Raw genomic sequence first — 13,374 nt, 5'->3', positions numbered from 1 at the left:
GGCGGGGCCCCGCCCTGGCCGCAGACCGCCCACCAGACCGACGACGACCACGGCGATGCCCAGCCACACCGACGGGCGTGGCACGTCAGCACCCGAGACGGCGCCGACGACGGCCGCCGACACGGGCGCGATGCCGGTGAGCAGCCCGGCCCGCCCGGACCCGACGGAACGCACTGTCGAGTACCACAGGACGAAGGCCACCGCCGTCACCAGCAGCGCCAGATAGCCGACGGCCGCCCACTGCGCGCCGGTCAACTCCCGCGCGGCCGAGGGCCCATCGCACAGCACGCCGAGGACCGCGAAGAGCACCGCGCCCATCCATGTCGCGTGCACGGACACCCCCCAGGGAGTGTGCCTGCGCAGCACCGGCACCGCGAGCAGGGTGAACGCCGCCTCGCAGAACAGAGCCAGTGCCGCCCAGGCCACGCCGACCGCGTCGGTGCGGCCGGTGCCCTCCACCAGCACTGCGCCGGTCATGACGACGGGCGCCGCGAGCAGGACCTGCCGGCTCGGCCTGCGTCGCTCCATCAGCGGACCCATCACCCCGAGGACCAGCGGCGCGCACGCCACCGCGACGGCGATCACCGCGGGCTCCGCGTGGCCGACGCCCCGGACCACCGCCATGTTGAACAGCAGCAGACCGGTGAGCGCGAGCCCTGCCAGCCAGAGCCAGTCCCGTCCACGAGGGCGTACCAGGCGAGCACGGGCCAACCGGGCGATGACCACGAGGATCACGGTCGCGGCCGCGTACCGGATGGCCTGGGCGGTGAACAGAGGGGCGGCCACGAGGGCGCGCGAGACGGTGACGCTACTGCCGACGAGCGCGATCGCGGCCATGCCCGGGGCGAGACGGGCGAGCGAAGCAGGAGGGGTGTTCATGCGGTCCACCGTGCCCGCACAATGGACGCCATGGGCAGGTCCACAAACGCGTTGTTCCAGGGGTCCAAAGCGCCGGGCCCGCTGATCGGCCCGTCGGCCTCGTCGATGCCGAGAGGGCACGAGGGCGGTGAGACCACGGGACCGGGGGAGGCGGCCACGACCATCGCGGGGGCCACTTCGGCGGACATCGCGCCGCCCACCGGCTCGGACTTCCTCCAGCTGGACATCGGCCAGGCGCCGGCCGGCGGCCGCACCGCCTGGCTCGTCGACCGGCTGCGCTCGGCCATCGCCGACGGACGGCTGCCCGTGGGAGCACGACTGCCCGCCAGCCGGGTCCTCGCCGAGGAACTGCGGGTCACCCGGGGCGTGGTCACCGAGGCGTACCGGCGGCTGGCCGAATCCGGCCAGGTCGCCGGGCGCGGCCGACTCGGCACGGTGGTCGTGGCGGCCCCCGCCGTGCACCGAGCTCGCCCCCGGAGCGCGGCGCGGTCTCGGCCAGCGCTCTTCGACTCCGCCGACCGGGAGGGCGTCGTCGACACACTGCGCGGCGTGCCCTGCCGCATCGATCTCTCCCCGGGCGTCCCCGACCTCGCCTCCTTCCCGCGTACCGCTTGGCTGCGGGCCGAACGCGCGGTCCTCGCGGACGCCACTCCCGCCGACTTCGGCTACGGCGATCCCCAGGGGACGCCCGCGCTGCGCCGGGCCGTCGCCGGCTGGCTGGCCCGCAACCGGGGCATCCGCGCCGACCCGGACGAGGTCGTGGTGGTCGCCGGGGTGGCGCAGGCCCTCGCCCTGGTCGGGCAGCTCCTGCGGGCGGACGGAGTCGGCCGCGTCGCCGTCGAGGACCCCGGATCGCTCGGCGCACGCCAGCAGTTGGCCCACCGGGGCCACACGATCGTCCCCGTCCCGGTCGACGCCGGCGGCCTCGACGTGGGCGCGCTGCGCGCCGGCGGCGCTCGGGCGGTGCTGCTGACCCCGGCCCACCAGTTCCCCACCGGAGTCGTGCTCGACGGAGAGCGCCGTCGTGAGCTGCTGAGGTGGGCGGCCGAGGGCGGAGTGGTCATCGAGGACGACTACGACGCCGAGCACCGCTACGACCGGCCACCGGTACCGGCCCTGCGATCGCTGATGCCCGACAGGGTCTGCTACACGGGCAGCGTGTCCAAACTGCTCGCGCCCGCGCTCAGGGTGGGCTGGCTCCTCGTGCCGCCGGACCGGCTCGACCCCGCCGTGACGGCCAAGCGGTACGCCGACCTCGGCAACGGCATCCTCACCCAACTGGTCCTCGCCCGGCTGATGGACTCGGGCGAGCTGGAACGCCACCTGCGCCATGTCCGGCAGCGCCACCGCCGACGTCGGGACGTGATGCTGCGGGCCATCGAGGCGCACCTGCCCGGCGCCCGCGTCCACGGCGCGGCCGCCGGCCTGCACCTCATGGTCACCTTCGAGGACCACGGGACCGGCCTGGGCGACAGCGACCTCGCCGCGGCAGCTCTGGCCCGAGGCGTCAAGACCCACCCCTTGTCCTGGCACCGGATCACCCCCGGTCCGCCAGGCCTGGTCCTCGGCTACGCGGCCGGCCCCGCCCACGAGATCGCCGAGGGCATCGCCCTCATAGGTGCCGCTCTGGGCGACCTGTGAGCCGAAAGACGGCGCTGCTCAGCGTGTCTTGATCCAAGTTTTACGTGCCGCAGGGGAACTGGAACCCGTGCTCTGGTTGTCTGACGGACAGTGGGGCCTTTCGAGGGCCGCGGAGCGAGACAAGTGAGGCAGGGAAGCGTGGGACGGCGCAAGGGCGGCATAGGCATCGCAGTCGGTACGGTCGCAATGCTGGTGGGGGTCACCGCCTGCGGCGGTGGCGGCAGTGACAAGGCGAGCGGCGACGACGCCAACAAGGCGTCGGGCAAGCCGAGCACGAGCGCCTCGCCCAGCCCCACGAAGCCCGCGGGCCCGCCGATGCTGCTGGACACCATCACCCCCCAGACGGGCACCACGGTCGGTGTGGCCATGCCCATCTCGGTCATCTTCACCAACCCGGTGGCGGCGAAGGCGAAGGCCAACGTCGAGAAGCACCTCAAGGTGAGCACCTCGCAGCCGGTGGTCGGCGCCTGGCACTGGATGGGCGACCGGCGCGCCGACTGGCGGCCCAAGACCTTCTGGCCCTCCGGCACCAAGGTGCGGATCGACGCCGACATGACGGGCGTCAGCAACGGCAACGGACGCTACGGAGTCCACGGTTACACCCACACCTTCACCATCGGCGACGACGTGCGCGCCGACGTCTCGGTGACCGGCCACACCATGAAGGTGACCCGCAACGGCCAGACGGTCCGCACCCTGTCGATCAACGCGGGCAGCGCCCAGTACCCGACGTGGGACGGCACGATGGCCGTCATCGACAAGCAGGAGAAGGTCCACATGACCTCCTGCAGCGTCGGCATCAGCTGCGACAAGGGCAGCCCCAACTTCTACGACCTGACGCTGCCCTGGGACGTCCACCTCACCCAGTCCGGCACCTACGTGCACTACTCCACCGGCGACCCCAACCCGGGCAGCGGCAGCGCCCGCGGTTCGCACGGCTGTGTCCACCTGTCGCTGTCGGACGCCAAGTGGTTCTACGGCCAGGTCAAGCAGGGCGACCCGGTCACCATCACCGGCTCGCCCCGGGGCAAGGCCCCGGCCGACAACGGCTACGCCGACTTCAACCTGGGCTGGGACCAGTGGCTCTCGGGCAGCGCGTCAGGAGAGCAGACCTCCACCGCACTGTGACCCCCGGCGGGACGGGCGCCGCGGCCACAGTTCACTCGGAAGGGTGATTCGCGTGCTCGTGCCGGGGTGATCCCGGCAGGGGCCGGGGCGCGGGCCACACGGCGATGCCGTGACCGGCTCATCGCGCACCGGCCCGCCCACGAGGCCCACATCGCTGGTGACCGCCGCGCTGGTCGACGCCAGACCGATGGTCGGTTCACGCGTGGAACAGCGCCGGCTGATCAGCACCTCGAAGCAGCTGTACGACGCGTGCCGCCCGTGCCGGACCGGCTCAGGTGACGCGCCTGAGGCGGGTCGGCGATCCCGCCGTCTGGCTGCCCTCGTCACCGAGCACCAGGGTGTCCGCTCCCTGCTCGGCCAGCGTGTAGACGTTGCCCGGTCGGCACACCACGCCCAGCGAGGGGTCGGTGGGGGTACTGGTGACCGCCTGGAACACCATGGACGTCGCGTGCGTCTCCCGCAGCCGCAGGGTCTCGGTGCAGCCGATGTCGTCCCCGCTGCCCGCCTCGGTCACCTGACTGACCTGACGGCCCACCAGGTCACCTCGCTGTGCGGCGTGCAGGGTGAGGGTCACGGACACCTTCGTCGTACGGGCGGTGAACACGCCGTCCCCCGCGGTGCTGCCGGGACCGGTGCCCTGCCAGGTCCCGACCCAGGACGCGGGCAGGGCGTTCGCCGCGGCGGAACCGGAGGAGGACCGGGAGGCGGACGGGGAGAGCACTGACGGCGGGGACGTGCCGCGGGTGGCCTCCCCGTCCCCGGCTCCGCCCAGCCAGACCCCCACGGCGACGGCCGCGACCACGGCCGACACCCCGCCGGCCACGACCGCGGCCCGGCGCCGTCCGGCAGCGGACGAGGCGCCACCCCCAGGACTGAGGGACGACGCCCAGGCACCGGCCCCGGGCGGCGGACCGAACCCCGACACCGGCGGCGCAACCGGCGGCATCGGCGCGGGCGGGGCGGCGGGCGAAACCGCCGGCGCGGGCGCAACCGGCACCGTGGGTGTGGTCGGCGGCCCGACGGTGGCGGTCGGCGCCGACAGCAGGTCGCGCAGTTCGGCCTCCCGCGTCGCGAGGTCCTCGGCCAGGCCCGGCGGCGGTGCGGCGGCCCACTCCCCGGCGTCGGCTCCGAGCCGCCCCAGCAACTGCCCCGCCGTGGGGCGTGCATCCGGCGCCTTCACCAGACAGGCTTCCAGCACCGGCCGCAGGGACGGCGGCACGTCGTCGAGCCGGGGTTCCTCGTGCGCGATCCGGTACAGGAGCTGCGCGGCCGAGGCCTCCTCGCCACGGCGCAGGAAGGGCCCTTCGCCGGTGGCCGCGTACACCAGCACCGCGGCGAGCGAGAAGATGTCGCCGGGCTCCGCCGCGGCCCCGCCCGTGACCTGTTCGGGAGCCATGTAGCCCGGAGAGCCGATGACGCCGCCCGTCCGGGTGTGGCGGGTGTGGTCCGCGGCGCGGGCGATGCCGAAGTCGATGAGCAGCGGGCGGCGCCGGCCGAGCAGCACGTTGGACGGCTTCACGTCCCGGTGCGCGAGCCCCGCCCGGTGCACGGTTCGCAGCCCTTCGGCCAGTTCCGCGGCCAGGGCGCGGACCGAGGCCTCGGGCAGCGGACCGTGCCGGCGCACCCGGTCGGCGAGGGTCGGCGCCGCGACGTACTCGGTGGCCAGCCACTGCGGTCGCTGCCCCGGTGCGCTGTAGTCGACGACCGCCACCGTCCACGGCGAACGGACCTGGTCGCTGCTGGCGATCTCACGCGCGAACCGTTCCTCGAAGTCCGGATCCAGGCCGAACTCGCTCCGCACGGTCTTCAGCGCGAGCGGCCGCCCGGACGACGTACGGGAGAGGAAGACCTGCCCCATGCCTCCGTCCCCGAGCCGCGCGAGCAGAGGGTAGCCGCCGACGGCGGGCGGATCCGTGGGATCGAGACTCCTCATGAACGTCTCCGGGCGGTGAGCACGTCGCGGTTCGGCGGCCTGCCACCTATGAGCGGAGCCCCCCTTGACATCCGCATGGACTTGGCCAGCGGTGAGGTATTCATATCAGTTGGTCGGGTGCGGACGAGGGGCCCTCCGCGTGTCTCCGGGCGGGGACGGTCGTTCCTCAGGGCATGAAGAGGATCATCGCCGCCGCCGCGCTCGCTCTGACCGGCGTTGCTCTCGCCGCCCCCGCCCACGCGGACGGCTCCGCCCCCGGGCACTCCCGTGACCTCGCCACCAAGGTCGCCGGGGCGCTGCCCAAGGCCGCGGTTGCGGGTCTCAACGCGGCCGCCACATCCATGGCCACCGGTCTGCAGGACCCGCCCCCGGCCAAGTAGGCCTGACCGTCCCCCCGTTCCACCCCGTTCCCCCGTTTCCCCTTACCCCTGTTGCCCGTTCGGCTGCTGCCCGTCCCTCCGCGCCTGACGAAGCCCTACCGGGGCGGAGCGGCCCGGGGGCGGGCCGGTCAGCAGGTGGTGCTCGTGGGAGGCGTAGCGGCTGCGCTCGCGGTCCGTGGCCCGCCGGCCGGACAGGACGGTGGTGAGCCAGCCGGCGAGGAAGCCCGCGGGCACGGAGACGAGCGCCGGCGTGTTGTAGGGGAACCAGTCGAAGTCGGCTTCCGGGAAGGCGGACAGCGGTGTCCCGGAGACCAGGGTGGTGCCCGGGGCCAGCGCGAGCACGCTCAGCGAGCCCACGATGAGGGTGGCCAGCAGCGCCGTGCGCGTGTAGCGGCGCCAGAAGAGGGTGTAGAGAAGCGCGGGGGCGATGGCGGAGGCGCCGAGGGTGAAGGAGACCGTCGCCAGGGGCTGAAGGCTGCGGTGCTGGGCGAGGACGGCCAGCAGGATGGTGGGGATGCCCACGGCGAGCGCACCGCACCGGGCGAGGGCGAGTTCCCGGGCCGGCGCCCAGGGCGTGGCGCGGGACGCCGTCAGGTCGTGGGCGAGGGTGTTGGCGCAGGCCAGCGTCATGCTCGCGACAGAGGCGAGCAGGGTGAGGAAGACCGCGGTGGTGACGGTGGCGAAGAGCAGGCTCTCCGGCCGGGACAGCCCGGCTCCGAACGCGGCGCGGGCGCCCAGCAGATAGGCGGTCGTGCCGTGCGCGTCGGCGGCGGCGATGCGGTCGTGCCCGACCAGCGCGGTCGCGCCGGTGCAGATCAGCGTGAGCATCAGGATGAACAGGGTCACCGAGGAGACCGCCCAGGACATCGCACGGCGCACCTGGCGCGGCGTACCCGCCGTGTACATGCGCATGGTGACGTGGGGCAGGCAGGCGCCGCCCAGCACGATGGCGCCCTGGGTGCTGGCCATGTCCAGGGCGGGATGCGGACTGCTGGAGTACTGCAGCCCCCAGGTCAGATAGGCGTCGCCCGCCCCGCTGCGCCGCGCCGCAGCGTGGAACAGCGCCTGGGGCTGCCAGTCGAACGTGCGCAGGATGAGCACGCTCACCACGAGCCCGGAGCCGAGCAGCGCCACGGTCTTGATGATCTGCACCAGGGCGGTCCCGGGCATCCCGCCCAGCGCCGCGTAACTGATCATGAGGACCCCGGCGCCGGCCACGCACCCGCTCTTCATGCCGGGGTCGGTGAACCCCAGGACGTACGCCAGGAGTTCACCGACCCCGGCGAGCTGGACGACCATCATCGGCACGAGCGCGGCGAGCGTGACCAGGCAGGCGGTGACGCGTACCGACCGGGCGGGGTGGCGGCGGGCCAGCGCGTCGCCCATGGTGTAGCGGCCGGTGTTGTGGAGGGGTTCGGCCAGCAGGAACATCAGCAGCAACAGGGACAGCAGGGCGCTGAGGGCCAGGACGATGCCGTCGTAGCCGCACAGGGCGATGATCCCTCCGATGGTGAGGACGGTGGCGGCGGAGATGTAGTCACCGGCGACGGCCAGCCCGTTGCGCAACGGCGACAGCGACCGGTAGCCGGTGTAGAACTCGGCGAGGTCGTCCGCCTCCGGGCCGGTGAGCACGCACAGCAGCAGGGTGAGGGCGACGACCGCGCAGAACGCGACCAGGGACCAGGACTGGGCGGAGCCACCCAACCCGGTCACCGCTCCTCCTCCCGGTCCGGCGCGGGCGGCTGACGGCGGGCGCGGCGCGCCAGAGGATCCACGAACCGGTGCGCGGCGGCTTCGTAGAGCAGGACCGCGACCCAGGTGACCGGGATCTGGGCGAGCGCCAGGAGCAGCCCCGTGGGCAGGCCGCCAGGGCCGGGACGGGCCATCAGGGACGGCGCCTTGACGGTCAGGGTGAGGAACGCGGCGAAGTAGCCGAGCGCGGTGATGGTCGCCACCCGCCGCTGCCAGCGGTACGCCCGGCGCAGCAGCCGCAGCGTGCGGTGGGCGCCCGAGCGAGGGCTCGCCGGGAGGGCGCCGGCCGGCTCCGGACCGGTGGACCAGGTCGGGGACGGTCGGTCGTACGGCAACCGATCGGAGGGTAATTCAGGGACATCGTAGGACATTTCGGCAGCTCCTCGATGGTGACCCGGGTCGGCCGGGCGGGCCGCGAGCGGGGAGGGCGGTGCGGGTGACCGCACGCCGTGCGGCCGGGGGTCGGGGTGTCCGTCTGCGCCGGTCGTCGAGGACGCCGTCTCGTGCGTCGCGGTCGGGTGATCAGGGCGCCATGGTCTCCGGCGTGGGCGTTCTCCGCCAGAGGTGCGACCGCGGTGGCGGGGAAGGAGTGGCGGTGCGCGGGGCTGACGTCGGGATCTCCCGCGGGGGTTGATGAAGCATGAACGGAGCGTGGGGTGGCGCGAAAGCTTCGAGAAGTGCGCCGTCGCACCCCCGTGAGCCTCGGGGCCGTCCGCCGGTCGGCTCGGCCGTGCGGGTGGGGACTGTGACGCACTTCATGAGTGCAACCGGTCGCGGCTGACAGCTCGACCGACCCGGTACCCAACTTCCGTGCGGCGCGCGGAGCTTGTGCGAAGACGATCTGTGCTGGGCGATCACGCGTCCGCTGTCCCCACGCCGTGCGGCGGAACCGGCCCGGATTTCCTGGCACATGGGACGGTCATGAGTTGTCGAATGCGAAGTACATTGCAATGAGACCGTCTTGAACTCGCCCCCCAAAAACAGGCAGGTTTCGGACACTTCACATCATTTATGGGCTTTCTGCGAAAGATGCGTGCTATGGGCGCCTATCTGTCTCCCCCAGCCGTCGTGCAAGGTGAAAACGCCGTCAAGACCGCAGAGATCCTGGGGGAGGTGAGAAGCCGGCAGCCCCAGGCGCCGTGGTTGGCGCGGATCGACGGCATAGCCGCCGGCACGGGCATCGACACCCGTGGCTGGATGCTGCCGCTGGAGACGGCCGTCGCGCCCGGTGGCGGGCCGGGCCTGCGAACTCCCGCCCCCGGCCCGGCCCGTGCGGCCCTGACCCGCACCGGGTTCACCGACGACGAGGTGGACCGCGCGATAGCCGCCCTGGAGGCGATACCCGCGCCGCAGACCATCCAGGAGCGCACCGCCCCCGCCTGGGCGGCCGTACAGGAGTACGGGGAACGCGCGGCCCGCGAAGCCCTGGACGGCGCCGGACTGGACACCGCCGACGTCGACTGCCTGATCACCAGTCACTCCACCACCCCGGCCCTGCCGGGCCTGGACCTCTCCCTGTTCAACCGCCTACCGCTGCACCGCGACGTACTGCTGCTGCCCGCCACCCAGTGGGCGTGCATCGCCGGCACCCGATCGCTGGCACTCGCGGCCGAACTGGTCGCCGCGGACCCCGACCGGGTGGTGCTGGTCGTCATAGCGGAGGCGCTGAGCACCACCTATCAGCCCGCCGACGACACACTGGAATCGCTCATCGTCCGGCTGCTGTTCGCGGACACCGCCGTCGCCGTGGTCGTCACCGGCCGCCCACGGACCGAGTCGGTGCTGCGCCTGGACGCGGCCTGGCACCACACCCTGCCCGGCACCACGGACCTGCACCGCCTCGACACCCGGGACGACGGCACGCACTTCGTCATGGACCGCCGGGGCCCACGCGCCGTACAGGAGACGGTGGCCGCGATGTGGGAGTGGCTGCGGCTGCGCCACCAGGACGACGGACGCTCCTGGCATCCCGAACTGCTGCTCGCGCACCCCGGCGGCACCCGGGTGCTGGAGTACATGGAACAGACGATGCCCGACGACTGGCCGGAGGGGCTGCTGGCCTACAGCCGGGACAGCTACACCACGGGCAACCGCGGCGGAGCCGCCGTGCTCGACATCCTGCGCCGCGCGCACGACGCCGGCCAGAAGCCGGGAAGCCGTACGGTGCTGTACGCGGCCGCCCCCGGCCTGACCGCCACGGCCGTCGAGGGGGAGTGGCTCTAGCCGGGGCCCGGCACGCTCACCGCGGCACCGGCGTCACCCCTCCAGTTCCGCCCAGACGGCCTTGCCGGTCTGGGTCCACCGCACCCCCCAGCGGACGGTCAGTTTGTGCACGACGTACAGCCCCCGCCCGGCGCCGTCGAGGAGGCTGCCGCGGCGCAGGCGCGGCCGGCCGCTGCCCGTGTCACCGACCTCGCAGGTCAGGCGGCTCCCGGCGTGCACCAGCCGCACCGTGACGGGCCCGGAGCCGAACCGGACCGCATTGGTGACCAGTTCGCTGAGCACCAGCAGCGCGTTGTCCCGGGTCTGCTCGCCGATGTGCCAACGGCGCAGGAGGGGAGCGGCCAGCGCTCGGGCGTGCGACGCGGTGTCGTCCCGGGCTGGCAGCTGCCAGGTGGCGGTGTCCCTGGCGCGGCGGCCGGACAGCCGGGCCAGCAGCAGGGTGACGTCGTCGCGCAGCGGCTCCTGCGGGGCCAGCGCGGCGACCACCCGACGCGCGGCCTGCTGCAGGTCGTCCCAGGGATGCACCTCGCGCACCACGTCCGTCAGGCGGCCGATGCCGTCGTCGATGGAGGCCGCAGGGTCCTCCACCAGGCCGTCGGTGTAGAGGACGAGGAGCGAACCGGGCGCCGCGTCGAACTCCTGCACCTCGAACGGCTCCCGGACGACGAACTCGGCGCCCAGAGCCGGGTGCGGCTGTGCCGCCACGGTCTGAGCGGTCCCGTCGGGACGGACGAGAACCGGGGGGAGGTGGCCGGCGTTGCAGATCGCCACCCGGTCGTCGACCGGATCGTAGACGGCGATGCAGCACGTCGAGCCCAGCGCGCTGTATCCGGCCGCCAGTCCCGCGTCCGTGTCGTCCAGCAGCGTGACCGTCTCGTCCAGCCGCTCCAGCACCTCCCCGGGACCCAGCCCCGCCGACAGCAGCGCCCGCGCCTCCATGCTGAGCTGGCCCATCGCCGCCGCGGCCCCCAGGCCGTGCCCCACGACGTCACCGACCACCAGCGCGGTGCGGTCGCCCGGCAGCGGAAAGCTGTTCACCCAGTCACCGCCCACTCCCGCACTGTCCGGGGTGGTGGGCTCGTAGACGCTGGCGACCTCGATGGTGTCGCTGCCGGCCCGCGGCAGCAGCCGCCGCTGCAACGCCAGGACCTGGGCGTGCTCACGCTGATGCTGACGCGCCAGGTCGACGTGCCGGGCGGTCTTGGCCACCAGCTCCTGCAGGTCGAGCAGCTCACTGCCGCGGAAGAGGCACTCCGGCCGCCGCCAGACCTCCGTCACCCCGAGCACGATGGGCCCCGGCATGCCCTCGGGTCCCTCCACCACCAGCGGAATGCAGGCGACGCTCACCGGCCGGTCGCCGGGCACCAGTGCGCGTACCAGCCCAGGATCGTCGAGGGCCTGCTCGATCGCCGCACGGTCCGGAAAGACGATGGCCTGCGGAACGTCGTCGCGCATCACCGCACCGGCCAGCAGCCGGCTCGCCTCCCGGGGGAGGTTGTCCCCCGGAGTCAGATAGCCCTCGGGCCAGGCCCGGTCGGGCACCAGGGCCGCCCGCCGCAGCCTGATGCGATCCTGCGCCTGCTCGGTGACCGCCTCGCCGGTCCACACGGCGTAGTCGAGGTTGACGGCGGCCACGTCACCCCAGGCCAGCAAGGACTGGGCGAGGGACTGTGCCGTCTCCCCGATGTCCAGGGACGTCCCGATCGCCGCGGCGGACGCGTACAGGTGCAGTCGTTTCGCCATGGCGATCAGGGACACCGTCAGACCGTCCTGCGGCGGCGCGGCCGGCAGGATGCTCATCGAGACCACCAGTTCCGTCCCGTCGTCCCGCCGAAGGCGCTGGACCCGGGCGACATGTGCCTCGCGCGTCTCGAGGACGCGCCGCAGCCGCTGCGTCACCGTCGGTACGTCCCCGGGCGGCAGCAGATCGGCGAACGCGGATCCGGGCGGCGCGCTCACCCCCGCGAACGGGGCGGCGTCCAGATTGGAGCCGCGGATGCGAAGGTCCCGGCCTACGCTGACCACTCCGAGAATCTGTTCCCCGCCTTCCGCCTCGCCTGCCGGAACTCGCGCGCCCCTGCCCGCCGCCGTCGCCCTGCCCTTCGGGAGGTAGTTCCCCAGGGCGCCGCTGACCAGGTCGAACGGCGAAGCAGAGGAGGGTGTGGGGTCCATGCAGCTCACACAGCTCGCTGACTCCGGCGCGTACCGGGAGATCTTCCCGAGTCCATGCGGTCAGGCCGAACACCCTCGACCGCACATCTCATGAGTAACACAAATACCCTGCTCGCCGAAGGGGTAAAAGTGATCCAAATGACACAAACCGCCGATGGTCGGGCGATGGCGGGGCGGCCTCCCCTGAGGGGAAAGGCGGGCCCGCGGTGTGTCACGGCTCCCGGGGATGATTGTCTGACCCTGGCCGATCACACCGCGACCCGGCTCCGCCGGCAGGAGGACCCCGCAGTCATGAGCAGTGCCTACGCGTACGAGTACAAGGTCGTCACCTTCCGGGAGTCGCTGATCGGCGACGCCCTGGACAGTGACAAGCTGGAGAAGGTCCTCAACAAGCACGCCGAGGACGGCTGGGCCCTCAAGGCCATCACCTCCGCCGACGTCAAGGGCCGCATAGGCCCCGGAGCGGTCGAGGGCCTGCTGCTGACCTTCGAGCGCCCTCGCGGCTGACCCGGCCCGACCGACCGCACCGAACGCCCCCCAGCCCACCGTGGGCTGAGGGGCGTTCGCCGTATCCGATGGCGCGCAAGAAATTGCGCTCTTTGCGCTGGCTTGCGTCCGCTGGAGGCCCAGCCGAGACCCTTCCCGCGCCGCGCAACAACCGCTGTGCTCGCCTGCACCGTGACGGTTCTGGGCCTCCCCGCCGCCGACACCTACTGGCAGGCCGCGAAGCAGTCCGCCCCTCCATCTGTACGAGAACCTGTCGTCCACCCTCACCTGGCGAGCGGCCGGCATCGCCGTCTACGGCGGCTACGACAACACCTTCCGCAGCATCCGCGTCGCCGACACCTTCGTCTACGCCGGCATCACCATCTCCTCGCTGGACTTCGGCTACCCGACGAACGGCTTCGGCACCGACCCCACCACGATCGAGAACGTCTCCTCGAAGGTCTTCCAGGGCATCGGGGTCGACGAGGTCGACATCGACGACTCCACCTACGGCGGCGTCATGTTCCAGACCAACTACGCCGGCGGTCAGCCGCAGTTCCCGGTCAAGGACACGGTCTTCACCGACATCTCCATCACCGACAGCAGGAAGAGCGCAGACGCCTTCGACGCCAAGTCCGGTTTCGGCATCCGGGCCGACGAACTCCCGGAACATGGCCAGGGCCCCGCGGTCGGCGAAGCCACCTTCCGCAACCTGCGTATGAGCGGCAACGCCCAGGACATCCTCCCGAAGGGCGGTGAGGGGTGTGGGGTCGGCCTCGA

10 protein-coding genes and 1 pseudogene are annotated in these 13,374 nt (G+C 72.7%); 6 read left to right on the top strand and 5 right to left on the bottom strand.

Features of this window, described 5'->3' with window-relative positions; all coding sequences use genetic code 11:
- The coding region (locus tag AB0M11_RS34855) for an EamA family transporter (protein WP_365712155.1) at positions 1-879 on the bottom strand (879 nt) is incomplete at its 3' end.
- Between the two features lie 30 nt (positions 880-909).
- Here AB0M11_RS34855 and AB0M11_RS34850 point away from each other — a divergent pair.
- Both AB0M11_RS34850 and AB0M11_RS34845 read left to right on the top strand, forming a co-directional pair.
- On the top strand, positions 910-2,520 hold the full coding sequence (locus AB0M11_RS34850) for a PLP-dependent aminotransferase family protein (protein WP_365712153.1): 1,611 nt from the start codon (positions 910-912) through the stop codon (positions 2,518-2,520).
- Positions 2,521-2,658: 138 nt separating this feature from the next.
- Positions 2,659-3,648 carry a L,D-transpeptidase gene (locus AB0M11_RS34845; protein ID WP_365712152.1) on the top strand — a complete coding sequence of 330 codons (990 nt, stop codon included), beginning with the start codon at positions 2,659-2,661 and terminating at the stop codon, positions 3,646-3,648.
- Between the two features lie 271 nt (positions 3,649-3,919).
- Here the strand turns inward: AB0M11_RS34845 and AB0M11_RS34840 are convergent, their stop codons facing one another.
- On the bottom strand, positions 3,920-5,581 hold the full coding sequence (locus AB0M11_RS34840; protein ID WP_365712151.1) for a serine/threonine-protein kinase: 1,662 nt from the start codon (positions 5,579-5,581) through the stop codon (positions 3,920-3,922).
- A gap of 173 nt (positions 5,582-5,754) precedes the next feature.
- Here AB0M11_RS34840 and AB0M11_RS34835 point away from each other — a divergent pair, with 173 nt between their 5' ends.
- Positions 5,755-5,961: a hypothetical protein gene (locus tag AB0M11_RS34835; RefSeq protein WP_365712149.1), complete on the top strand. Its 207-nt coding sequence runs from the start codon at positions 5,755-5,757 to the stop codon at positions 5,959-5,961.
- A 42-nt stretch (positions 5,962-6,003) separates the two neighbouring features.
- Here AB0M11_RS34835 and AB0M11_RS34830 read toward each other — a convergent pair whose 3' ends face one another.
- The gene (locus AB0M11_RS34830) at positions 6,004-7,674 is read right to left on the bottom strand and encodes a cation acetate symporter (protein WP_365712148.1); all 1,671 of its coding nucleotides are present in this window, start codon (positions 7,672-7,674) and stop codon (positions 6,004-6,006) included.
- On the bottom strand, positions 7,671-8,084 hold the full coding sequence (locus AB0M11_RS34825) for a DUF485 domain-containing protein (RefSeq protein ID WP_365712147.1): 414 nt from the start codon (positions 8,082-8,084) through the stop codon (positions 7,671-7,673). Before AB0M11_RS34825 ends, AB0M11_RS34830 begins: the two co-directional genes overlap by 4 nt.
- A gap of 667 nt (positions 8,085-8,751) precedes the next feature.
- On the opposite strand from AB0M11_RS34825, the gene AB0M11_RS34820 reads away from it, so the two are divergent.
- Positions 8,752-9,936, top strand: coding sequence for a type III polyketide synthase (locus AB0M11_RS34820; RefSeq protein WP_365712146.1), 1,185 nt, complete (start codon positions 8,752-8,754; stop codon positions 9,934-9,936).
- Positions 9,937-9,969: 33 nt separating this feature from the next.
- Here the strand turns inward: AB0M11_RS34820 and AB0M11_RS34815 are convergent, their stop codons facing one another.
- On the bottom strand, positions 9,970-12,108 hold the full coding sequence (locus tag AB0M11_RS34815) for a SpoIIE family protein phosphatase (RefSeq protein ID WP_365712145.1): 2,139 nt from the start codon (positions 12,106-12,108) through the stop codon (positions 9,970-9,972).
- Between the two features lie 291 nt (positions 12,109-12,399).
- Between AB0M11_RS34815 and AB0M11_RS34810 the strand changes: the two genes are divergently transcribed.
- Together AB0M11_RS34810 and AB0M11_RS34805 are read left to right on the top strand one after the other, a co-directional pair.
- Positions 12,400-12,615: a DUF4177 domain-containing protein gene (locus AB0M11_RS34810; protein WP_089106991.1), complete on the top strand. Its 216-nt coding sequence runs from the start codon at positions 12,400-12,402 to the stop codon at positions 12,613-12,615.
- Positions 12,616-12,850: 235 nt separating this feature from the next.
- Positions 12,851-13,336: pseudogene (locus AB0M11_RS34805) on the top strand (Secreted glycosyl hydrolase); the annotation flags it as partial.
- Between the last annotated feature and the right edge of the window lie 38 nt (positions 13,337-13,374).

Source organism: Streptomyces sp. NPDC051987, from assembly GCF_040680735.1.
Lineage (GTDB): Bacteria > Actinomycetota > Actinomycetes > Streptomycetales > Streptomycetaceae > Streptomyces.
The sequence above is the reverse complement of the archived record's forward strand: the minus strand, read 5'-3'. Positions and strand labels throughout refer to the sequence as shown.